This window comes from Youngiibacter fragilis 232.1 (assembly GCF_000495435.3).
In the GTDB taxonomy this organism is placed as follows: domain Bacteria; phylum Bacillota; class Clostridia; order Clostridiales; family Clostridiaceae; genus Youngiibacter; species Youngiibacter fragilis.
Map to the genome: position 1 here is coordinate 1 of NZ_AXUN02000199.1, position 21,644 is coordinate 21,644.

General features: G+C 47.7%; 20 protein-coding genes and 1 tRNA gene. 2 read left to right on the forward strand and 19 right to left on the reverse strand.

Going from position 1 to position 21,644, the window contains the following annotated elements; all coding sequences use genetic code 11:
- Positions 1–100 precede the first annotated feature (100 nt).
- The 19 genes from T472_RS14885 to radA form a co-directional block, all read right to left on the reverse strand.
- Positions 101–176 (reverse strand) — tRNA-Thr (locus T472_RS14885).
- Between the two features lie 81 nt (positions 177–257).
- Positions 258–884, reverse strand: coding sequence for an RNA polymerase sporulation sigma factor SigH (gene sigH, locus T472_RS14890; RefSeq protein WP_023383337.1), 627 nt, complete (start codon positions 882–884; stop codon positions 258–260).
- Between the two features lie 66 nt (positions 885–950).
- A complete protein-coding gene (locus tag T472_RS14895) occupies positions 951–1,451 on the reverse strand; it encodes an NYN domain-containing protein (RefSeq protein WP_023383336.1) in 501 nt (166 codons plus the stop codon).
- Between the two features lie 96 nt (positions 1,452–1,547).
- Positions 1,548–2,438, reverse strand: coding sequence for a 23S rRNA (guanosine(2251)-2'-O)-methyltransferase RlmB (rlmB, locus tag T472_RS14900; protein ID WP_040907839.1), 891 nt, complete (start codon positions 2,436–2,438; stop codon positions 1,548–1,550).
- Positions 2,410–2,886, reverse strand: coding sequence for a Mini-ribonuclease 3 (locus T472_RS14905; protein ID WP_082447728.1), 477 nt, complete (start codon positions 2,884–2,886; stop codon positions 2,410–2,412). The genes rlmB and T472_RS14905 overlap by 29 nt, the downstream gene beginning before the upstream one ends.
- A gap of 72 nt (positions 2,887–2,958) precedes the next feature.
- On the reverse strand, positions 2,959–3,552 hold the full coding sequence (gene rpsD, locus T472_RS14910) for a 30S ribosomal protein S4 (protein ID WP_023383333.1): 594 nt from the start codon (positions 3,550–3,552) through the stop codon (positions 2,959–2,961).
- Between the two features lie 153 nt (positions 3,553–3,705).
- Positions 3,706–4,800 carry an FAD:protein FMN transferase gene (locus T472_RS14915; RefSeq protein WP_023383332.1) on the reverse strand — a complete coding sequence of 365 codons (1,095 nt, stop codon included), beginning with the start codon at positions 4,798–4,800 and terminating at the stop codon, positions 3,706–3,708.
- Positions 4,801–4,970: 170 nt separating this feature from the next.
- Complete coding sequence (locus tag T472_RS14920) at positions 4,971–6,047, reverse strand: hypothetical protein (protein ID WP_023383331.1); 1,077 nt, start codon at positions 6,045–6,047, stop codon at positions 4,971–4,973.
- Positions 6,048–6,525: 478 nt separating this feature from the next.
- Positions 6,526–7,947, reverse strand: a complete 1,422-nt coding sequence (gene cysS / locus T472_RS14925; RefSeq protein ID WP_439334311.1) for a cysteine--tRNA ligase — start codon at positions 7,945–7,947, stop codon at positions 6,526–6,528.
- Between the two features lie 8 nt (positions 7,948–7,955).
- Complete coding sequence (locus T472_RS14930; RefSeq protein WP_023383329.1) at positions 7,956–9,401, reverse strand: YbaK/EbsC family protein; 1,446 nt, start codon at positions 9,399–9,401, stop codon at positions 7,956–7,958.
- On the reverse strand, positions 9,401–10,312 hold the full coding sequence (locus tag T472_RS14935; RefSeq protein ID WP_023383328.1) for a TVP38/TMEM64 family protein: 912 nt from the start codon (positions 10,310–10,312) through the stop codon (positions 9,401–9,403). The genes T472_RS14930 and T472_RS14935 overlap by 1 nt, the downstream gene beginning before the upstream one ends.
- A 188-nt stretch (positions 10,313–10,500) precedes the next feature.
- On the reverse strand, positions 10,501–11,571 hold the full coding sequence (arsB, locus tag T472_RS14940) for an ACR3 family arsenite efflux transporter (RefSeq protein WP_023383327.1): 1,071 nt from the start codon (positions 11,569–11,571) through the stop codon (positions 10,501–10,503).
- A 1-nt stretch (position 11,572) separates the two neighbouring features.
- A complete protein-coding gene (locus T472_RS14945; protein WP_023383326.1) occupies positions 11,573–12,058 on the reverse strand; it encodes a DUF2703 domain-containing protein in 486 nt (161 codons plus the stop codon).
- 25 nt (positions 12,059–12,083) lie between these two features.
- The gene (locus T472_RS14950; protein WP_023383325.1) at positions 12,084–12,401 is read right to left on the reverse strand and encodes an ArsR/SmtB family transcription factor; all 318 of its coding nucleotides are present in this window, start codon (positions 12,399–12,401) and stop codon (positions 12,084–12,086) included.
- Positions 12,402–12,535: 134 nt separating this feature from the next.
- Entirely contained in the window at positions 12,536–13,957 is a 1,422-nt protein-coding gene (locus T472_RS14955) for a multicopper oxidase family protein (protein WP_023383324.1), read from the reverse strand.
- 164 nt (positions 13,958–14,121) lie between these two features.
- On the reverse strand, positions 14,122–15,606 hold the full coding sequence (glpK, locus tag T472_RS14960) for a glycerol kinase GlpK (RefSeq protein ID WP_040907847.1): 1,485 nt from the start codon (positions 15,604–15,606) through the stop codon (positions 14,122–14,124).
- Positions 15,607–16,354: 748 nt separating this feature from the next.
- Positions 16,355–17,044 (reverse strand): 2-C-methyl-D-erythritol 4-phosphate cytidylyltransferase, encoded by a 690-nt coding sequence (ispD, locus tag T472_RS14965; protein WP_023383322.1) that lies wholly within the window; start codon positions 17,042–17,044, stop codon positions 16,355–16,357.
- A gap of 3 nt (positions 17,045–17,047) precedes the next feature.
- Positions 17,048–18,169 carry a PIN/TRAM domain-containing protein gene (locus tag T472_RS14970; RefSeq protein ID WP_023383321.1) on the reverse strand — a complete coding sequence of 374 codons (1,122 nt, stop codon included), beginning with the start codon at positions 18,167–18,169 and terminating at the stop codon, positions 17,048–17,050.
- A 159-nt stretch (positions 18,170–18,328) separates the two neighbouring features.
- Positions 18,329–19,690 (reverse strand): DNA repair protein RadA, encoded by a 1,362-nt coding sequence (radA, locus tag T472_RS14975; RefSeq protein WP_023383320.1) that lies wholly within the window; start codon positions 19,688–19,690, stop codon positions 18,329–18,331.
- A gap of 180 nt (positions 19,691–19,870) precedes the next feature.
- Here radA and T472_RS14980 point away from each other — a divergent pair, with 180 nt between their 5' ends.
- A complete protein-coding gene (locus T472_RS14980) occupies positions 19,871–20,704 on the forward strand; it encodes an HAD family hydrolase (protein ID WP_023383319.1) in 834 nt (277 codons plus the stop codon).
- Positions 20,705–20,753: 49 nt separating this feature from the next.
- Positions 20,754–21,464: an MgtC/SapB family protein gene (locus tag T472_RS14985; protein WP_023383318.1), complete on the forward strand. Its 711-nt coding sequence runs from the start codon at positions 20,754–20,756 to the stop codon at positions 21,462–21,464.
- Positions 21,465–21,644: the final 180 nt, after the last annotated feature.

Genomic DNA, 21,644 nt, shown 5'->3' on the forward strand with positions numbered 1-21,644 from the left:
TTTGTTGATCCTCCTTGATATAAATACTTTTTTTATTGCCTGTTTCAGTTACTCAATCAACGCATCCTGGTGTATTCACACCCGACACCCGATTGAAATTTGGAGCCCATAAGCGGGATTGAACCGCTGACCTCCACCTTACCAAGGTGACGCTCTACCGACTGAGCTATATGGGCAATTCGTTTACCTAGTAAATATTACTAGAATCGATTGCCCTTGTCAATACAAAATCTGAATTCTAAAGGCTCCAATCGGGCTCATCTGGCTCTGGTCCTCGACAGCTTCCTCCTGATCCTCTGTATAGCGTTGTCTATGGCCTTTTCTTCCTTTCCAAGGTTCATCGCTATTCCAAGGTAACTGACCCCTGAAAGGTACTGGTTAAGGACCTTCAGCTCGAATTCAGAGAGGCTCGATCCGATTTCAGAGTTCATCTCATTCACATTCTCAAGGCTTATGAACATGTCTTCGGGATTGTCGTTCCCCGAAATCGGAATAAACTCCATAAGAGGCTTGTCTCCCTCTTCGCTGCCTGAAGGCTTGCTTAGTGACACATATGTGTTCAGTGGTATGTGCTTCTGTCTTGTGGCTGTCTTTATCGCTGTCATTATCTGTCTCTTTATGCACATCTCCGCGAACGTCCTGAAGGATGCCTGCTTTTCAGAATTGTAGTCCCTGATAGCCTCATAGAGCCCTATCAGACCCTCCTGCTGAATGTCGTCATTGTCCGCACCTACGAGAAAGTAGCCTCTGGCTTTGTTCCTGACCAGAGGATAATATTTTTCGGTGATATAATCGGAGGCAGCCTTGTCGCCCTTCTGTGCAAGCACTACAATCTCTTCATCAGGCATTGAACTGAATTGGCGTGTACCTGTAATCTCCCACAAAGGAAAACCCTCCTTTACCGCTGTTATCAAGATTATAGGCTTCTGACCCCTTCAAAGTCAAGGAAATCAGCCATCCCGGCGCATCTTCTCAAGTTTCTCGAGAGCACCTTCATCGACTCTTTCAGCAAGAGTATGTCGTACATTGTCCGAAAGCTCCCTTGTCTTTTCCCTTATGTTCCTTTCAGCTTCCCTGTACTCAGCCCTGAACTCCTTGGAACTCATCCTGGTGGCTCCTCTGCCGAATATTATCTGCTGCTCAAGCGAGTCTGAGGTAACTACAAGGACCTCCACACGCTTCCCTATCTGGTCCACGCTGTGCTCTATGAAGGCATCAGCTGTTTCCCCATCCTTTGTGAACACGATTTCAACCCTGCCGAATATATCCCTCTTTTCACTGCCGCCAGCTACCCTATGGGCATCAAACACGACCACCACCCTGGAATCATAATAGCTTGCATAGTTAACCATCAACTCAATAAGCTTCTCCCTGGCGATTCCAAACTCAAGGTCCTTCAGCTCCTGCCAGGAGTTGATGACGTTGTAACCATCTATGAAAACCGTCCTCATTTAAAGGCCTCACCTCACAAATTCATATGATAAAAGTATACAGGCTGTTCCTTAAAAAAACAGCCTGCATACACGTTCATTATTTTATTCCCAACCTTATTCCTCTATCGGAAGCCTCTGCACCATGACTTCGTACATCAATATTCCTGCAGCTACCGATGCATTCAGCGAATTGAGCTTCCCCGCCATCGGTATCGAGACCAAGCTGTCGCACTTTTCCTTCAAGAGCCTTGAAATGCCCTTCCCCTCGTTTCCGATGATAAGTGCCACTCCTCCTGAAAAGTCAGTTGCAAAGCTCGCGGAGTCTCCGTCCATGTCTGCCCCGTAGACGAATATGCCCTCTTCCTTGAGCTCATCAACCGCTCTCGCAAGGTTTGACACCTTAGCGATGAGCATATGGTTCACAGCTCCTGCAGATGTCTTGTAGACCGTGCTGTTCACAGATGCGCTTCTTCTCTTTGGTATTATCACTCCATGGACTCCTGAAAGCTCAGCTGTCCTTATTATCGAACCGAGATTGTGCGGATCCTCTATCTCATCCAATATAAGTATGAATGGCTTCTCGCCCTTTTCAGCAGCCTTGTCAAGGATGTCCTTGACCTCAGAATACCTGTAGGGGGTTACATATGCTATGACACCCTGGTGGGATTCCCCTGCGCTCATGCTGTCAAGCTTCCTTCTGTCCGCCTCGATTACCGGAATCCCTCTCTCCTTGGCGATAGGGATTATCTTGTTTATCGAACCTGAGGTATCCCCCTTTGCAACCAGAATCTTTTCAACGGTCAGCTTTGAATCGAGAACCTCCAGCACAGCATTCCTGCCGACAACGATATTCTCGTTTATCTCAGCCTCCGCTGCAGGCTTCCTGTCCTCTGCCTGGCGCTTTTCAACCGGCTTCCTCGCTGCCTCCCTGACCTGCGCTTCGCTTTTTGCACCCTTCTTCTTCGACCTGTCGAAGTTAAGTCCGTCTCTCTTGGCCATTGTCATTCACTCCTTTCATATCTCTATGTGCCTCATCCTTCCGTTCCTCTATAGCCTTTGCGGAAAGCTCCATTATTTCATTGAGCCTTTTTTCCTCGCCGGTAAGGAACAGGTAACCTATGAGAGCTTCGAATCCCGTTGCTCTCCTGTAGTCAATCACCTTTGCATTTTTGGGGACGGTCATGGACTTCATGTTCCTTCCCCTTTTGTATATGTAGGCTTCCTCTTCGCTGAGCAAGCTTTCGATAACTTCCATTATGTAGCTCTGGTTTGCGGCTTTTACATACCTGATGGCTTCAATGTGCAGCTTATGGGGAAGGCTTGCGGTACCTCTTCGGATTATCCTTTCCCTTACAAAGTTCTCGAATGTCGAGTCCCCCACAAAGGCAAGAATAAGCGGATTAAGATTTATGGCGTCCTTCTTTTCCATCTCTAGCTCCTTTTCCGTCAGCATCAATACAACAATAGCAATCCTCAATGCAAAAAACAAGGGACCTGGAATTCCAGACCCCTGTTTCGTAAATTCTTACTTTGAGTAGTACTCGACTATGAGCTGCTCGTTGATCACTATAGGAAGCTCTTCCCTCTGCGGATCCCTTACAAGCTTAGCCTTCCAGTTCTCGACATCTTTCTCGATGTATCCCAGCGGTGAAGCTGTGATAGTGTTGAAGTTGTCAACGAAGAGCTGTGTCTTCCTTGATTTCTCCCTGAGCTCAACTACATCTCCCGCAGTAAGTCCATAGGAAGGAATGTCAATCTTCTTTCCGTTTATGAGGAAGTGTCCGTGGTTTACCATCTGTCTTGCCTGTCTGATGGAATTAGCAAATCCCATCCTGTATACCATATTGTCAAGCCTCTTCTCAAGAAGTATGAGGAGTGCCGGTCCAGGCTGTTCCTTGGACTTCATCGCCTTTTCTACGTACCTTACGAACTGCTTCTCAAGAACGTTGTAGTATGCTCTGAGTCTCTGCTTCTCGAGGAGCTGAATTCCATACTCGGAAAGCTTCTTGTCCGCCCTGCCTGTGCCCTTCTTCGCCCTGTTCATCGCCTTCGGATGTCCTACGACGTTAAGTCCGAGCCTTCTTGCCGCCTTGAAACGTGGTCCCATCATTTTTGCCATCTTTGATCTTTACCTCCAAAAATAAATACTTGCCGCGGTATTTTTTCCTTTTGGATAGCCATCATTTATTTTATACCCGCGAATAGCGGTTGTCAATTTCTTTTTGCTATAAAATAAAATGTTCATATTTGTCATTCCGATTGGTTCTGAAGGCTAATCCGCCCCTGAAGCACCCTTGCTTTTCAGCATCTTCTCAAGGCCGTCTGAAATCACCACTTCGCCTTCCATTGTGACCCAATAGGCATATGTATCAGGGATCGTCGCTATCAGTTTCTTTCCTTCTTCAATGTCCATAAGGAACATAGTAGTTGAAAGGAAGTCAGCAACACCCGAGTTAGGAGTGATCACTGTCACTGCCTTGAAGTAGTCTCCCGGCATAAGCGTTGTGGGGTCGATCAGATGATGGTATTTCTTCTCATCAACTATGTAGTACCTCTGGTAATCCCCTGAGCTTACAACGCAGAGATTGTTGAGATACACGGTGTCCAGGGTCGCATCCTCTCCGACTATTGATTCATCAGGATTCTGGATACCTACTCCCCATCTGTCCCTTATGTTGTCAAGCGGCTTATCGAGGGCCTTCACATTTCCGCCTGCACTCATTATCAGAGATGTGAACCCTTTGGCCCTCATGTCCTCGCTGATCATTTCAGTAGCATAGCCCTTAGCGACAGCTCCCACATCCAGCCTCATTTCAGGGTCTTCAAGGTAAACCGTGGAATTGGCTTCATTTATAATCACCTTGTTGATATCCACATGCTCCATTGCCGCCTTGAGCTCTTCCATTGGAGGAAGCTTTGCGTTCATCGGGTCATCCATACCTTCATTCCTGTAGTCCGACCAGATAGAAAGCATGGCACCAAGTGCTATGTTTGTTCTTCCGCCTGTCTTGTCGTACCATTCCTTAGCGAACTTCAACAGGTCGATTATCTTCCTGTCAACCTTCACAGGCTCCTTGCCCGCATTGTCGTTAATCGTCTTAAGGTTGTTGATTCCATCATAAGTGTTGTAGATGTCGTAAAGCTTATGGTAATCGCCGTACTGCCTTCTTATGTCCTCGTAGTATCCATTGAATTCCTCTTCCGTTTCCGTATATCCTATCACCGTGATGACAGTATCGAAAGCATCGAAGAATGTATTTGAGTATTTTGTATATGAAACAGTGGTTTCAGGCTCCTTTTCACCGCACCCGGTAAAGATCCCTGCTGCCATAAGCACTGCAATGAGTGCGATAACCAACCTTCGCATTTGTCCTCCTCCTCGTACTGCAAAGCAAGCTTTGACAACGAGCCTAATTCCTTTTAATACCGGTATATCATACCATACACCGTTACAGAGTATACCCAAAAAAGCTTAAAAAACCTTGAAAAATCCCGCCCCGAGAAACCTCAGGGCGGGATCCAAGTTATTCTTTGAGATTACTTTGACTTTTCTGCTGCTTCCTTGAATGCATCAAGGTATCCCTGTACTGATACAGTCACGGATGTCTTGAGGTCTGCGTCATCAGACTTGCCTTCAAGAACCTTCATTCCAGTTACATCAGCAACTGACTTTCCAACAGTCCAAGCTGCAAGTGCGTTAGCCTGCTCGAACCACTCCTTGCCTATCTTTGAAGCTGCCTTCATTCCATAGTCTGCTCCGAGTTCCTGCTTTGACTTAACAACTGCAGTCTTGTCAGAAGTTACCTTACCGTCCACATCGTAAGCAACCTTAGTCTGTGCTACGTCGATAATAGTTCCTGCAACCTTTCCATCCTTGTCAAGAGCTGTAACCACGATAGTAGTGTCAACCTGTGCGGTTGCTCCCTTTTCTCCATCTTCGCCCTTTGACTTTGCTATTGAAACGCCCTGTCCAAGTCCAAGCTTAACAGCGCCTTCCTTGACTTCCTGTGCGTTTGCATATGCCTTCTCAAGTCCCTTTATGTAGTCCTCTACAGTGATGGTAACGAGTGAAGTAAGCTCCGGTACGTCAGGAACGTTCTTGTGGCTGTCGTCCTTGACCTTGACCTTGAGTGCCTTTACTTCAGCTACAGTCTTGCCGACCATCCAGTCGCCAAGTGCTTCAGCCTGCTCGAACCACTCTTTTCCTATAGTTGTAGCTGCCTTCATTCCATAGTCGTTTCCAAGCTCAAGCTTAGTCTTGATTGGAGCCGCTACATCTGATGTTAGCTTCATGTCCTTGTCGTAAGCAACCTTAGTCTGTGCGTTGTCGATTATTACGGAAAGAACCTTTCCATCCTTGTCAAACGCTGCTGCTACCATGACTGTATCAACCTGTGCTGTAGCTCCCTTCTCAGGATCAACGTCCTTTGACTTGGCTATTGATGTTACAAGTCCAAGACCTATCTTAGCAAATCCAGTCGCTGCAGGTGTAGTTGGCGCTGCAGTCGGTGCCGCTGTTGGTGCTGTGGTTGGTGTCGGTGTCTTTGCTCCGCATCCGGCAAGTACGCCAAGAGCGAGAACTGCTGACAAAACGATTGATATTGTCTTTTTCATGTTTCCCTGACCTCCAAATGGTTTTTTGTTTTACAAATCAATTTTAATATATTGTTAAGTAATCGACAAGCGATTTTGTGAAAGTTATGATATTCACAATAAACTCCATTATTAAAAAAGACTTACTCATTTTAGGCCGAGGATACCTCCCATTTTGTTAACCATTTCATCTTAATCTGCCTGATTTAGGAACATGTCCAACGTTTACATTTACTATTCGTTTATAATTCGTTCATTTATTCTGAAAATTTCACGTTGGTCATTGTGTTTTATTTGTACATGTTTGAGTTAACACCCATCAAAAAGTAATGGCTGTAACAAATTTGTAACATATGTCATTAAATCAGTTCGATAAACTAGTATATCACAATAAGCAGGATGGCCCGACTTTCCGTTTATATATTTTGTCACATTGTTAAATGAAATCAAACTAAATGGCAGAAAAACCGGAAGCTGCATGGCTTCCGGTTCACAATTGCTATTTTCTTATCGACCATCTTACTCCCTGTGGTGTATCCTCAAGCACAATTCCTCTTGCAGAGAGCTCGTCCCTGATGCTGTCAGACAGCTTGAAGTTCTTTTCCTTCCTTGCCTGCTGCCTCTTCTCTATCAGCTCCTCAATCTCCCTCTCGAGGGATCCTCCAACCTCATTCTGCATGATGCCAATTGGCTTGCCAAGCTCACGAAGGACAGACATCGCATATTCCAGTGTCCCCTTGCCTGAAGTCTCATCCATGCTCGTGTTGATCTCCCTTATAAGTTCAAATACAACGGATATGGCATCAGCTGTATTGAAGTCATCGTCCATCTTCTCGATGTACTTTGCCTTGTATGAATCAATCATTTCAATCGTCTTTGCATCAGTCCCCTCGGGAGCAGATACCAGGAAACCGTTGAGCCTTGTGAGGGCATTGTACATCCTTTCAAGTGATGCCTTTGCAGAATCAAGAAGCTCCATGGTGAAGTTTATCTGGGTCCTGTAGTGGCCGGAGAGCATGAACAGCCTAACTACTTCGCTGTCGTATTTCTCAAGGATCTCCCTTGCGGTAAAGAAGTTGTTCAGGGACTTGCTCATCTTCCTGTTGTCCACATTCACAAAAGCCCCATGCAGCCAGTATCTTGCAAAGGTCTTCCCTGTCCTTGATTCAGACTGGGCTATCTCATTCTCATGATGAGGGAATACAAGGTCTGTTCCGCCAGCATGGATGTCTATGGTTTCACCAAGCAGGTCGTATGCCATGCATGAGCACTCGATATGCCACCCAGGCCTTCCAGGTCCCCATGGGCTTTCCCATGACGGCTCTCCCGGTTTGGCTGCCTTCCAGAGAGCGAAATCCATTGGGTCCTTCTTCCTCTCATCGATTTCAATCCTCGCACCGGACATAAGGTCATCAAGGTTCTGGCCTGAAAGCTTTCCGTATTCATTGAACCTAGCTGTTGAGAAATACACATCCCCATCTGTCTCATAGGCATATCCTTTTGAAATGAGCTCAGTTATGAACGTAATCATTTCGGTTATGTATCCTGTAGCCCTGGGATTGACGGTGGCTCTCTTAATCTTGAGGGCATCCGCATCCTTGTAGTATTCCATGATGTATCTGTCACCGAGCTCCTTTACGGTAGTGCCCGTGTCATTTGCCTTCCTTATCATCTTATCGTCTATGTCGGTGAAGTTCTGAACGAACTTTACCTCGAATCCCCTGTATTCAAGGTATTTCCTTATAGTATCGAATATGATGAAGGTCCTGGCGTTTCCTATATGGAACAGGTTGTATACTGTAGGTCCGCAGACGTACATCCTGACCTTTCCCTCTTCAATAGGCACGAATTCCTCTTTCTTTCTGGTAAGGGTGTTGTATACCTTCACCGCAATCACTCCTCGCATTTTACTGAGTATCATTTTATCATCTATAGGCGAAGCATTTCCACCAATTCATCAAAGTTGACCGGTGTTATTTCACCGCTTCTCGATTTGTACTCAAAAAAGCCTTCACCCAGCCTGTCCCCAACAATAACCCGGTGCCTGACAGACATCAGGTCGCAGTCGAAAAGCTTGGATCCCAGCCTCTGGTTCCTGAGGTCAAGAAGGACCCTGAAATGCCCTGCCTCCAGTTTGTCATGAAGGTCAATGGATTTCTTTACAAGCTCCTCATTACGTGCATCTGAAGGAATCACCGCAGCCTCAAATGGAGCAACCCGATCCGGCAGGTTCACGCCCTTGTCATCTGATGATTCCGACGCCAGGGAAAGGATAAGCCTATGAAGGTTAATATATCCGAACAAGACAGGTGAATAATATGGTCTTCCATCCTCTCCAGAAGTCCTCATGTTTTCCCGAAGCACCCTCACCCTTCCGATGACATACCCCTTCACATATTTACCGGACCTTGCGAAATCACCCTGTTCACCGGTAAAGTCACGCCCCGGAACAACGTTCAGGAGATGATAGCCTGTCCTGTTGGCACCTGCTATGTATCCCTTTCCCCTGATGACACCCTGGTGTACAAGGATCCTGACATCCTTAAGCCCCACCGGACCTGAGAATCCAGGTTCAGCTGCAGTCAGCCTGCATATGTCTGCCTCCGGCATGGGCTTCAGTGATGAATCTGTAATATCCAGGTATGAGCTGACTTTTTCAATATCCACCTCAGCGTCACCAGGTACCACAACGGCAACATGGATGTCCCCGTATGACAGAAGTACAGTCTTTAGTATTTCCTTCCCGCTGCAGGCAAAGAATTCCTTAAGATTTGCAATTGTCCTGACATCAGGGGTCTTGACAGTCTCATTCCTGCCGGCACTTCCTGAGTATGGCATAGAGGCTTTTGGGCTCTCTATGCATACAAGTTCAGCCCGCAGCCCTTCATTCTCGTATGCTATGACACCCTCGTGCCTCATGCCTTCCAAGCCAAGACTCCCCAGACAATCATCAACTGCATTGAAAACAGTTGTTTCGGATGAATCTGCAAAAGCGAATGCAAGAACCGGGTACGAAGGTGATGACCACATGGAGTCTGTCGCCCTGTGTCCGAAATGGACATCAGATATGCTGAATATCCCTGATGGCAGGTCCCGGTAAGACCTTACATCACTATTAAGATAGTCCGTCATCGATTCCCGGATCCCACTTATTCCAAAGCAGCCGGGGACTGATATCCTCTTTGCCCCATTTTTTTCAATCTCCCCAGAAATGATGTCCTTAATCCTTTCAAGGAGCATGGTCCCAAGTGACGTATAAATAATTCCATTTTCGCAGCTTCTTATGAACCCTCCACGGTAAAGAAGAGTCTCTTCGGTACCGGAATATGTTCCATCTTCCTTTGATGTCCTTGCTGACAATTCCTCTATCCTCATTACGAATCACCCTTTACTGAATTTCTTGCCCTCTGCCTTTTAACGGCACCAAATACTGACCTCGCAAGAAGGTACAGCAGTACCAGTATCCATTGGATTATTGCGAACTCTGACGCGACATCGGCCCCGAACATCCCGAAAACCGGAGTGAAGCTGTAAATGCCCTGGGTGATTATCTTGGCGATGCATGCTGAACCAATTATCGCCCTCTTCCCATACCCAACCAGCACAGCACCCAGTATCACCGCTTCATCAGGCATTACAGGAAGTATGAACAGCGCCAGCACAATGTAGGCATGATGCCTTCCAGCTGCTTTCCTGAACCTCTCCACATGCTTCATGCTTACTACCCTGTCAATCAGGGCATCCTTGAAGTAGGATGCGAGAAAAGTCATCGCGGCTATTCCCGTCATCGTTCCTGCATACCCAAGCAAAAATGCTGGCCACGGACCGAAAATCGTGCTGCCAGCCATTGTTGTCACAGCCTCAGGAGTCGGCATGAACAGAGGCTGGATCACGTTGACAATGAAGTAGGTCCAGAGCCCCACTTCAGGGTTCAGCCTGAAATAGGCCTCAAGGTCTGCTTCCGATGCGAAGACTGCAAACTTGAAGACAACGAATGCCAGGACAGAAACCATTAGGACAAGGGACATGTATGAAAGCGCAACCAGGGCGGCAAGGGCATGGCTCCTCCGACCGGAGTGCCGTGAGACCAGGAAGATCGCAAGTACGATCACTATGATCCCGGTGAAGCCCGCCTTCCAGTACCATGCCATTGGAAAACCTATAAGATATATCATAAGGATGCTTAAGGCAGAGAAGAACAAGGCCATCAGCAGCTTCCTTCCCTCCGTGGCTTCCTTTATTAACCTGTAGATGCCTTTCCGAGCATTAGTTTCTTCATTTGCCATGTAAAATCCCACCCTTACCTTAGTATAAGTATAACCCCCGCCGACATTTTAGACCACCAACAATATGATACTCTTAAGGTCTTGAGGCTTTTTGAGGTTTCCTAACCCGCGCTGAAGGAATCAGATAACCGGAAGATCGAAACTCCGAAATTAAAGAACCCCCAAACGGGGGTTCTGAACTTACAATGCTATTTGACTGTCTCAGCCTTAGCTCGCGCCGGGAACCAGTGCTTAGTATTATTCGCAATCTTGACAAGCATGAGCATGACAGGCACTTCTGTCAGAACTCCGACGACGGTGGCAAGGGCTGCCGGCGACTCGGTGCCGAAAAGGGCGATGGCTACAGCCACGGCCAGCTCGAAGAAGTTGGATGCTCCGATCATTCCTGCTGGCGCAGCAACATCATGCGGCAGGTTTAGCTTCTTGGCTGACAGGTAGGCGATGAAGAATATCAGGAAGGTCTGGATTATAAGAGGTACTGCAATAAGTGCTATGTGTGCCGGGTTCTGAAGAATTACCTCTCCCTGGAACGAAAACAGCAGGATCAGGGTAAGCAGAAGCCCAGCAGTCGTCGCATGGTCGAACTTCTTCACAAAGATATCGTCAAAGTACTCCTGACCGTATTTACTGACCACATGTATCCTTGTGAGCATTCCTCCGGCAAGAGGAATGACGACGAAGAGTATTACCGATATGAACAGTGTCTCCCAGGGTACTGTAATGTTGCTTACACCCAGGAGGAACTTGACTATCGGGACAAACAGAAGGAGTATTATAAGGTCGTTGGTAGCAACCTGGACCACAGTATATGCAGGATTCCCTTTCGTCAGCTGGCTCCAAACGAACACCATGGCTGTGCAGGGCGCCGCCCCAAGAAGTATTGCACCTGCAAGGTAATTAGTGGCAAGGTCACCTGGTATGTAGTTCTTGAATATGACGAAGAAGAAAAGGTACGCTATGGCGTACATCGTGAATGGCTTTATCAGCCAGTTCACTGTCCATGTGACATACAGCCCCTTCGGATTCCTTCCAACGTTTTTGATGCTCTTGAAGTCCACCTTCATCATCATCGGGTATATCATGACCCAGATCAGCAACGCCACTGGGACTGATACGTTCGCATATTCGAACTTTCCGAGGAATTCAGGAAATGCCGGCAGAAATCTGCCTATCATTACTCCTGCGGCCATGCAAAGCGCTACCCACACCGACAGGTATTTCTGGAATGCTCCCATATTAAGCTTCTCACCTTTTGACATCTTACTCCACCTTCCCATTCAAATTGCTTTTCTGCATCTCAAGCGAATCATAGAAATCCACAAGGTTCTTCGGCATATCATACTTCGGCTGGCCGAAGGCTGAAAGCTTCTTCTTTCCTTTTGATGCATCAAGAATCGCCTCTACAATCAGCTCCTTTGGAGCCTCAGTGAAGACCTCGCCGCCATATCTCCAAACCCTGCAGTCAGTGCTTGTACCGCAGATATCTCCGCAATCCGTACAGCATGATTCCTCCAGGTTTCCTGCAATGTCCGTCCCATTTACCCTGATTGTAGGCGAAGATATGAACCTGTAGTCTTCTGCTGTTTTCCTGTCTGACATGTGCAGCTTGCTTAGTTTTATGACATGGCCTGACCCATCAAGAATTCGCTTAGCCTCATCCACTGCAGCCTCTATATTTGTCTCAGTACCCATGCACCTGCCGCAGGTCTCATTGTCCAGATAAAGGTATTCGACCAGAATTTCCATTTAATGCTCCTCCATTCAAATATGTTTAATTGCAGCTGCAGCTGACGGTTTCAGCAAGCTCAGGTATACCCTCGGCAATTCCGTCAAGGATTGCCGCAGCGTTCGCGAAGCCTTCGGCATTCAATGCATAATAGGTCCACTTCTTGTCCTTCCTTGCGGAAACAAGCCCTGAATCCACAAGTATCTTCATATGGTGAGACAGTGTCGACTGTCCTACCGGTATCTCCTCAAGCAGGTTGCAAGCGCACTCCTCCCCGGCCTTCAGATTCTCAATTATCATCAGCCTGTTCTCATCGCATAGTGCCTTGAATATCCTGGCTGCATCCTTAAGCTTCTCATCCATGATTTCACCTCATATCTAACTTCTTCGATATGTCTATTCTACTTCTCATATCGAAATCAGTCAATATGTTTTGACGTAAAGAAGAGCCCTGTGCAAAGCAAGGCCCCTTGACACTTACATTCTGATTTTCACCCTTACTCAACAAGTATCTGACCCATCATGCCGTTATCCTCATGCTCAAGGATGTGGCAATGGTACATGAACACCCCAACCTTGCTGAACCTTATGAGGATCCTGACCTCTTCCCCGGTGTTCACGAAGACTGTGTCCTTGTATCCTCTTTCTGCAGGACCGGGCAGTTTTCCGTCTCTCGACAAAATCCTGAACTGTACCCCATGGACATGGAATGGATGACCTCCAGACTGCATCATACCTGGTGGATTAGTGACTATCCAGACTTCGGGCTCATTTAGCCTTACCTTTTCGTCAATCCTTTCCATATCGAAGGTCTTTCCGTTTATCGCACCGCTTATACCCATGCTCTGAAGCTCGAAATATCTTACTTTAAGTCCTGTCGGGGATCCCATCTCTTCGATCTCCACAAGTCTTTCCGGCACAGCCCCGTTGTCCCTTATATCAGATGCTGCCCTCAGTTCGAGTACATTTCTGTTTCCAGCCAGAAGGTTCACTGTCTTCCCGGCTTTGCCTGAGAAATCCGCAACTATTTCAGCCCTTTCACCGGGCGATAGTGTGATCCCGTCTGTCCCATAGGGCTCTTCAAGCAGCCCTCCATCTGATGCGATCATATGGAAGATGCTTCCATCACTCATTGAAAATGTGAAGTTCTCAGAATTCGAGCCATTGAGTATCCTAATCCTCAGGCGCTCTGTCGTAACATCGAAGAACTGTCCTATACCTCCATTCACAAGCAAAGTGTCCCCGGGAATGACCCCCATCATATTCACCCTGTAGTCAAGGCTTCCATCAGATCTGAAGCTTCTGTCCTGTACGATGAGCGGTATGTCGTCGACTCCGTACTCATCAGGCAGTCCAAGGCTGTCCGAAACCTCATCGTCGATATAGACAAGGCCCGCAAGCCCGTAATAGACCTGGTCTGATGTATTGCCCATGAGGTGAGGGTGGTACCAGAGGGTAGCTGCACCCTGGTCCACAGTGAAGACCGGTGCCCATCTTTCGCCTGGCTGTATCCCGTGGTGAGGTCCTCCGTCATCCTCCCCGTCAACTATCAGCCCATGCCAGTGGACGGTTGTAAATTCTGTCAGCTCATTGGCTACATTCATCTCCACCGTCTCTCCGCGCCTGAGCCTTATGACCGGGCCAAGATAGGTTCCGTTGTATCCAAGTGTGTCAGCTTCCTTTCCATCAATGAAGGCTGTCTTTCCCTTCTCCACCACTATCTCGTAAAGTGCGCTGTCAGGCGACGGGTCATAGTCATGGAGAACAGCAGGTATCTTAAGCCTGTTCCCGGTTTCCACTGCAGGTCCGCCAGTTCCGGGAAAAAAGTTCAGGAAAAGCACATAAGCAATTGCACCAAAGATTATAACTGATGCCGCCAGGGCAGCGTAAAGTCCAAGTCCAGCTCTTTTAGGTGACATGTTCCCATTCTCCTCTCTCTGTTACTCCGGTACGATAATTGTAGTATCCAATTGTGAGCATCCTATGAAGGTTCGGTATATTTTTGAGCAAGTACCCCGGGGCCAAGGTCCCGGGGTACTGATTGACTATACAGTTTGTCATGTTGTCCGGATTGGACGACAGATCATTCTTCCCATCCCCGGGTCCTTTCCACAGCCTTTTTCCATTTAGCCACAAGGACTTCCCTCAGGGATTGAGACATATCCGGCTCGAACCTGTTTACCGCATCCCATTTCCCCTTGACTTCTGCTTCATCCTTCCAGAATCCTGCACCTATTCCCGCAAGGTATGCAGCTCCCAGTGCAGTGGTTTCCTTGATCGCAGGTCTGATTACTATCCTGTCCAGGATGTCCGCCTGGAACTGCATGAGGAATTTGTTTGAGGAAGCCCCTCCGTCAACCCTTAGGCTGCCAAGGTTTATACCCGCATCCTTCTCCATGGCTTCAAGCACGTCCCTGGTCTGGTAGGCTATTGATTCAAGCGCAGCCCTTATTATGTGGTATCTGTTTGAGCCTCTTGTGAGTCCGAAAATCGCGCCTCTCGCATACTGGTCCCAATATGGCGCTCCCAGCCCTACGAATGCAGGGACAATGTATACTCCGCCGTTGTCTGGTACTTTTCCTGCGAAATACTCAGTGTCCTTCGAGTCATGTACCAGCATGAGCTCATCCCTCAGCCACTGGACAATTGCTCCTCCGACGAAAATTGACCCTTCAAGGGCATATTTGACTTCATCTCCTGATGTTGCCGCAATGGTAGTCAGGAGACCATTCTCGGACAGCTTCATCTCCTTGCCGATGTTGAGGAGAAGGAAGCAGCCTGTTCCGTAGGTGTTCTTGGCCTCCCCTGCCTCGAAGCAGGTCTGGCCGTACAGGGCTGCCTGCTGGTCGCCTGCTATCCCCGATATCGGAACCATTACCCCGCCGATATTGGTCTCGCCGTAGATACCTGATGAATTCCTAACTTCAGGAAGCAAGGACCGCGGTATCCCGAGTTCCCCGAGAAGCCCCTCATCCCATTTCAGTTCCCTTATGTTGTACAGCATTGTCCTCGATGCATTTGTGTGATCAGTGGCGTGGACTCTCCCACCTGTAAGCTTCCAGAGCAGCCAGGTGTCGACAGTCCCGAAAAGAAGCTCCCCATTTTCAGCCTTTTCCCTCGCACCTTCTACATTTTCCAGGATCCACCTTATCTTGGTGGCAGAAAAGTATGCATCAACCGGAAGTCCTGTGGTCTCCCTGACATATGGCCCGAGCCCTCTGTCCTTGAGCTCGTCGCAAATCCCTGCGGTCCTTCTGCATTGCCATACTATGGCATTGTATACAGGTCTGCCTGTTGCCCTTTCCCAGACTATAGTCGTCTCCCTCTGGTTGGTTATGCCTATTGCAGCGATTTCCTCTGCAGTTATCCCTGCCTTTGCCATGATCTCCGTGAGCACGCTGTATTGGGACGACCATATTTCCATCGGGTCATGCTCGACCCAGCCCTCCTTAGGATAGAACTGGGTGAATTCCTTCTGGGCTACAGCTATCACCGATTGTTCCTTATCAAATGCTATCGCCCTTGAGCTTGTGGTTCCCTGGTCCAGTGCTATGACATACTTCTTCATAATAAATTCCATTCCGCCGCTCCGCTTGCGGCACAAATAGCAGTTAAAAGTTAGTGCGGATTATTTCTAACTTTTCTATGCTGATCTCAAGAGAAGGTACACTGCAAAGCACTGTGAGGTGAGTCGTATTTCTTTCTGAAAAGCCAGTATACTAAACAGTGTGAGAATCGTCATTCAAGCACAAACGAGTGGTTCTTTGAGACCGTACGTAAAAATTGTTTTAACTCTTAGTTATGTGCGACGATTCAGTCAATGTCTTCTCTTAACTTTTTGAGAGAAGGTTACGTAATGAAAGTTGTTTATGCTATCTGCTGCGGCATCGATGTCCGTAAAACTTTTCTCATTGCCAAACTAATTACTTCCGTCGGCATTTCCCCCAACTATTCTAATAAACGATTCTCCACATTCAACAATTCTATCCTCCTGTCAAAACAGTGGTTGATAGAAAATAACTGCATGGAATAAAGCAAGCAAACCGACTTCTGATTTCACAAGGTTTAATTCCACCACCTCAAATGACCCAATGCCTGTAAAAAATTTTTTTACAGGCTTACTTAAGGTCGACCATTTTCAGTGTGTAGTCATTCTTTTCACGCTATCTCCTATATCGCAAAAATTAATTAGGCAGGTCCCTCAGATAATTCTGTTGCTGACTCCAGAAGATATGTCCTCTCCCAATATCATACCGTTTTCATGCGGAATTTTACAGTGAAAGTTCAAAGGCTCCGCAGTGCGGAGCCTCATACCATTATTTTACTTTGCGCCTTTTGATTATCGCTTCAGCCACTGCCATGTCCTCAGGCGTGGTTATCTTTATGTTCTCATAGCTTCCTTCATAAAGGTAAACCCTGCCTATGTATTTCTCGTAAGCTGCAGTGTCATCAGTGACATCTTCTCCTGATGCTTTAAGCTCTTCATGTGCTTTCAGTATTTTCTTCAGTTCGAAGACCTGAGGAGTCTGTATGGAAAAGAGAGAGTCCCTGTTCAGGGTTTCCCTGGAGAAGCCATTTTCGCCCCGTACTTTTATCGTGTCCTTCGGCTTCATCCCGCAGGCGCTGGCTCCATGCACCTTGCACAGCTCCACCCCTTCACTTATGATGCCTTCAGTAACAAGAGGCCTCGCTCCATCGTGAATCAGTGCTATTCCATCACCCTGAAGTCCTTCCAGGACCTTAAGTCCGCTTCTGACAGAGTCCTGTCTCCTCGGACCGCCTTCAGCCAGATGTATTTCCTTTCCAAAGGAGTACGGAAGGCTTCTGAAGGTTTCCCATTCATCCTTTGGAAGCACCAGGACGATATTGTCTATGAACTCCATTTCGCAGAATGCAATCAGAGTCCTTGCCAGCACCGGTATCCCCGAAAGTTCCAGGTACTGCTTCGGGATATCCGCTCCCATCCTGCTGCCCTTGCCTCCTGAGACTATAACTGCACCGACCAATTGCTATTCCCCCTTGGGCTTTGCGAAGATCATCCTGCCTGCAGCAGTCTGAAGCACCGATGTTACCAGGATGTCTATCTCGTTTCCTATGGATTTCTTTCCACCTTCAACTACGATCATCGTGCCGTCGTCAAGGTACCCTATTCCCTGATTGGCTTCCTTTCCGATCTTGGAGATCAAAAGGTTCATTTCTTCACCTGGCAGAAGCACAGGCTTCACGGCGTTGGCAAGCTCATTGATGTTCAGTACCGGGACTCCCTGGAATTCAGCCACCTTGTTAAGGTTGTAGTCATTCGTGACTACCTTGCCTGATACCACTGTCGCAAGCTTCAGAAGCTTTGAGTCGACTTCGGCGATCTCCGGGAAATCCTTGTCCCAGATCTCCACTTCTATGTCAAGCTCCTTCTGGATCTTGTTCAGTATATCCAGTCCTCTTCTGCCCCTGTTCCTCTTGAGGGAATCTGATGAATCAGCGATATGCCTCAGCTCCTCAAGCACGAAGGAAGGTATGATCAGCTTACCTTCGATGAACCCTGTCTGGCATATGTCGAAGATCCTGCCATCGATAATTACTGATGTATCCAGGACCTTCGGGTCCCCCTTGTACATCGCCTTGTATTTCTTGCTTTCCTTCTCCTTGTCCTTTGACTGTGGTTGACTCTGGCTTCTTCTTCCGATGTTCTGGAAGAAGGAATAGAAATCGTCAGCCTTCTTTATTGCCACGTTAGCTCCGAGAAGTGCGGCAAGGATGTTAAGAAGCACAACGACTATGCTTCCCACTGGAGGGAAAATGTCGTTAAGAGGCCTCGTCAGGAAAAATGTGATGACAAGAAGCACTATTGCTCCTGCCGCTCCAAGGAACATCTCATGGATCGTCATCTTGGACAGGTTCTTTTCAGCCGCTTTGTTTGCACTCAGTATCAATGAATAAATCCTTGATGAAATAATAAAAAATATGATTCCTAAGATCAGGGTGAGTGTTGCAATCAAAGCGATTTTCGCTGCCAGGTTTTCAAATATTGGATACTGGTTGAGATACTGGGATGAGGTAAGGTAGTTTCCAAGAAGTCCGCCTATGACGGCTCCGAGGGCAGTCACTATGCCTCTTATCAGGTTCTTCAACATGATATCCACCTCCTTAGTTTTATTTTGTGCGTTTGTCTTTTATTATACAATTTAAACACGCATCCATGGTATAGCACAATGAAATATTCCGAAAATTATTGGAATTTGATAAGACTTTTTACCCTGTAACAATAGTAGAGCATATACCTTTAAAACAGATTAAACCTGAAAGAGCCTGTTTACGGCTTCCCTGAGGGAACCTACCGGTATAATGCCTTCTCCCTTCAGCTTGAGCTTCTCTGCACTCCTTTTTGGTATAACGAAGGTCTCGAAACCCATTTTCCTGCCCTCCCCTATCAGTCTCTCCACATTGCTTACAGGTCTTATCTCTCCTGTCAGTCCGATTTCTCCGATTGCAAGTATGTTCCTGTACTTCATCTCCTGGCCCCTGGCGCTTGACACCAGGCTGAGGGCGACTCCAAGGTCCTGTGTTGTGCCTTCGATGGAGAGTCCTCCGACTACATTGACATAGACATCGCTTGAATAGAATGGTATCCTTAGCTTCTTTTCAAGCACGGCAAGTATAAGGTTCAGTCTCGGTGTCTCAATTCCTATCGATGTCCTTCTCGGCATAACTGCCTTCGTCTCAGCTACCAGAGACTGCACCTGGACAAGTATTGGCCTTGTCCCTTCCATTATCCCTATGACCACAGAGCCTTCCTTTGACTCCATGTCATCCTCAAGGAATATCCTTGAAGGGTCATAGACCTCCATAAGCCCTTCTGCCCTCATTTCAAAGACTCCGATTTCAGAGGTCGTGCCGAACCTGTTCTTCATCGTCCTTAATATCCTAAGCTCCTCTGTCCTTTCGCCCTCAAATGAAAGGACAGCGTCAACCATATGTTCAAGCACCCTCGGTCCTGCGAGCTCACCCTGCTTTGTAACATGGGCTACTATGAACAGGGATATGCCCATGGTCTTTCCGATCCTCATGAGTCCGTTTGCGCATTCCCTCACCTGGGACACAGAGCCAGGTGCTGAAACGACCTTGTCGGAATAAATCGTCTGTATGGAGTCGATTATGACAAATACAGGGTTCAGGTCCTCTATATGTTTCTCGATGAGGTCAAGGGATGTTTCAGATACCACATACAGGTTGCTTGCCTTTGCCTTGAGCCTGTCACCCCTTATCTTTATCTGCTCCTCTGACTCCTCTCCTGAAACATAGAGGACCTTTCCATAGCTCTTTGAGATATTGTGGGCGCATTGCAGAAGAAGAGTTGACTTTCCTATACCCGGGTCTCCGGAGATAAGTGTCAGCGATCCCCTGACAAGTCCTCCTCCAAGCACACGGTTAAGCTCATCTATTCCGGTATCAAGCCTCTCCTTGTCTCCTGACACTATATCCTCTATCTTCTTAGGAACGCTGAAGTTGCCTATGCCTTCCTTCCTCTTTGACTCTATCTTCTGCTCCTCTTCAACGAAGCTGTTCCATTCACCGCATTCAGGACATTTGCCAAGCCACTTGGGCGATGTTGCGCCGCAACCCTGACAAACGAAATTGGTCCTTGTCTTAGCCATTTGGGTTCCTCCAGTCACTCACTTTAACTTCAATCTGGTTTCAAAATTTCAAAATACGCACACCGTTTTGGTTGCATGTGCCATAATATATGTATATTATGTAGGAAATCCACGATTATTAACAGGGCTTGTAAAGGATAATCCGCTTTTTTGGCGTCAAGTGCCCTCCAGGGAGGAAAAATGCAAAGAAAACTTATCTGCTCGGACCTTGACGGAACACTGCTAGGCAGCGACCATAAGGTTTCGGGGCTTAATATGGAAGTTATAATGGAGCTTAAGAAAAGAGGCCACATCTTCACTGTGGCAACCGGCAGGATCTTCCAGTCGGCAAAATACATATCAGGCAATTTCGGGGACAACGTGCCGCTAATCGCCTCAAACGGGAGCGTATATGATACGGGGGATGGTAAGCTGCACAAGAGCCATTTCGATGAGGACCTGGCCGCTGAGATGTTCAGAATGGCAAAGGACTTCGGAGTGACACTGAGCTACTTCACCCATGACACCGTGTATTCCAGCACCATAAGCGGCGCACTCGTTACAAAGCTCATATACAACAGGGGTGTTCCCAAGGATTACAGGGTAAGGACGCTGCTGGCGGCAAATGATTCAGTCATAAGGAAGAATTCAGGTTCAATAGTGAATGGGATAGTAGTATCTAAGAACAATCCGTGCAGGCTGACTGCGATGCGAAATGAGCTTGAGAAGCTGTCCGGGGTAACCATACAGAGTTCAGGCAGGGATAACATCGAGCTCATACCGGGCAAGGTTGACAAAAGCTACGCCGTGAAGGCACTGGCTGAGCACTTCGGCATACATCAGAAGGATGTCATTTGCTTCGGAGACGGGGAGAATGATGTCACGATGCTGAGATATGCGGGCCTCGGCTTTGCCATGGAGAACGCACCAGATTTGGTGAAAAATGCAGCTGACGGCATTGCACCTCCGAACCATGAGTCAGGTATAGGGCTTAAGCTCATGGAGCTTTTCGGGATGGAAGAAAAGGCTGTCTGAAAAACAAATCTGCAAGTTTCAATGAAGTAATGTTACGGAGGTTTTATCCATGACCACGCTGACCGTACTCACAAGACTCTTCACAGCCCTTTTGCTGGGAGGCGCCATCGGATATGAGCGCGAATACAGGAACAGGCCCGCCGGATTCAGGACACATATGCTGGTAAGCCTTGGCGCAGCATCAGTATCGCTCTTGCAGATCTCAATGCTTGAAGAGGCCGGAAGGCTGATTGCAGAGAATCCCGCCCTCGGAGAGGCCGTCAAGGTCGATGTCGGACGGCTCGGAGCTGCAGTGATAAGCGGCATCGGCTTCCTTGGTGCAGGAACCATCTTCCTTACGAGGAACTACATAAAAGGACTAACGACAGCTGCCTCACTTTGGCTTGTGGCGGTCTCCGGGCTTTCCGTGGGAATGGGCTACTATGCCATTGGCGTCGGTACAGCCCTTCTCGCCCTTGCAGTCCTCCTCGTACTGGGAAGGGTGCAGGAGGCCATGTTTCGTAAGTCCGGAATAATCACAATTGAGGTTGCGTATGATGGTAACCAGTCGACACTGGCAGTCATTGAAGAATACCTTCTGCGGATCGGCGCAAAGGTCATTGACCTTGAACACCTTGAAGCCAGAAAGGACGGAAATGGCATTTGCCTGTTCACGCTTGACCTGAAGTCCTCTGCTGACAAGGATGCCTTAATAAGGGAAATCCTTGAAAACAATGGCGTGGTTTCCATAAGGGTAATAAAGGGATATGAGTCCCAGTAAAAAAATCAGGCTGAAGCCGTGAATTGAACGGCTTCAGCCTGTTTGTTGTGCGCCCGGCATGGGCGATAACTTGGTGGTGAGAGTCCATTACGCGCTCGGTAGCAGGAAGCGTTAGCCGAAGGCAAGGGTGTCCATCGCGAGGTGGAATCTGAAGGAAGCCGGAAGTCAGGGCGAGGAGTT

What these genes read in the sequence shown, in the direction of transcription:
- T472_RS14895 (WP_023383336.1), bottom strand. Translation starts at nt 1,451, where the DNA reads ATGAGGACGGTTTTCATAGATGGTTACAACGTCATCAACTCCTGGCAG.
- T472_RS14935 (WP_023383328.1), bottom strand. Translation starts at nt 10,312, where the DNA reads ATGGCAAATGAAGAAACTAATGCTCGGAAAGGCATCTACAGGTTAATA.
- rlmB (WP_040907839.1), bottom strand. Translation starts at nt 2,438, where the DNA reads ATGACAATGGCCAAGAGAGACGGACTTAACTTCGACAGGTCGAAGAAG.
- T472_RS14930 (WP_023383329.1), bottom strand. Translation starts at nt 9,401, where the DNA reads ATGAGGATAGAGGAATTGTCAGCAAGGACATCAAAGGAAGATGGAACA.
- T472_RS14950 (WP_023383325.1), bottom strand. Translation starts at nt 12,401, where the DNA reads ATGGATGAGAAGCTTAAGGATGCAGCCAGGATATTCAAGGCACTATGC.
- T472_RS14980 (WP_023383319.1), top strand. Translation starts at nt 19,871, where the DNA reads ATGCAAAGAAAACTTATCTGCTCGGACCTTGACGGAACACTGCTAGGC.
- T472_RS14985 (WP_023383318.1), top strand. Translation starts at nt 20,754, where the DNA reads ATGACCACGCTGACCGTACTCACAAGACTCTTCACAGCCCTTTTGCTG.
- T472_RS14920 (WP_023383331.1), bottom strand. Translation starts at nt 6,047, where the DNA reads ATGAAAAAGACAATATCAATCGTTTTGTCAGCAGTTCTCGCTCTTGGC.
- T472_RS14905 (WP_082447728.1), bottom strand. Translation starts at nt 2,886, where the DNA reads ATGCTGACGGAAAAGGAGCTAGAGATGGAAAAGAAGGACGCCATAAAT.
- T472_RS14945 (WP_023383326.1), bottom strand. Translation starts at nt 12,058, where the DNA reads ATGGAAATTCTGGTCGAATACCTTTATCTGGACAATGAGACCTGCGGC.
- arsB (WP_023383327.1), bottom strand. Translation starts at nt 11,571, where the DNA reads ATGTCAAAAGGTGAGAAGCTTAATATGGGAGCATTCCAGAAATACCTG.
- T472_RS14970 (WP_023383321.1), bottom strand. Translation starts at nt 18,169, where the DNA reads ATGTTGAAGAACCTGATAAGAGGCATAGTGACTGCCCTCGGAGCCGTC.
- rpsD (WP_023383333.1), bottom strand. Translation starts at nt 3,552, where the DNA reads ATGGCAAAAATGATGGGACCACGTTTCAAGGCGGCAAGAAGGCTCGGA.
- glpK (WP_040907847.1), bottom strand. Translation starts at nt 15,606, where the DNA reads ATGAAGAAGTATGTCATAGCACTGGACCAGGGAACCACAAGCTCAAGG.
- T472_RS14955 (WP_023383324.1), bottom strand. Translation starts at nt 13,957, where the DNA reads ATGTCACCTAAAAGAGCTGGACTTGGACTTTACGCTGCCCTGGCGGCA.
- radA (WP_023383320.1), bottom strand. Translation starts at nt 19,690, where the DNA reads ATGGCTAAGACAAGGACCAATTTCGTTTGTCAGGGTTGCGGCGCAACA.
- cysS (WP_439334311.1), bottom strand. Translation starts at nt 7,947, where the DNA reads ATGATACTCAGTAAAATGCGAGGAGTGATTGCGGTGAAGGTATACAAC.
- T472_RS14915 (WP_023383332.1), bottom strand. Translation starts at nt 4,800, where the DNA reads ATGCGAAGGTTGGTTATCGCACTCATTGCAGTGCTTATGGCAGCAGGG.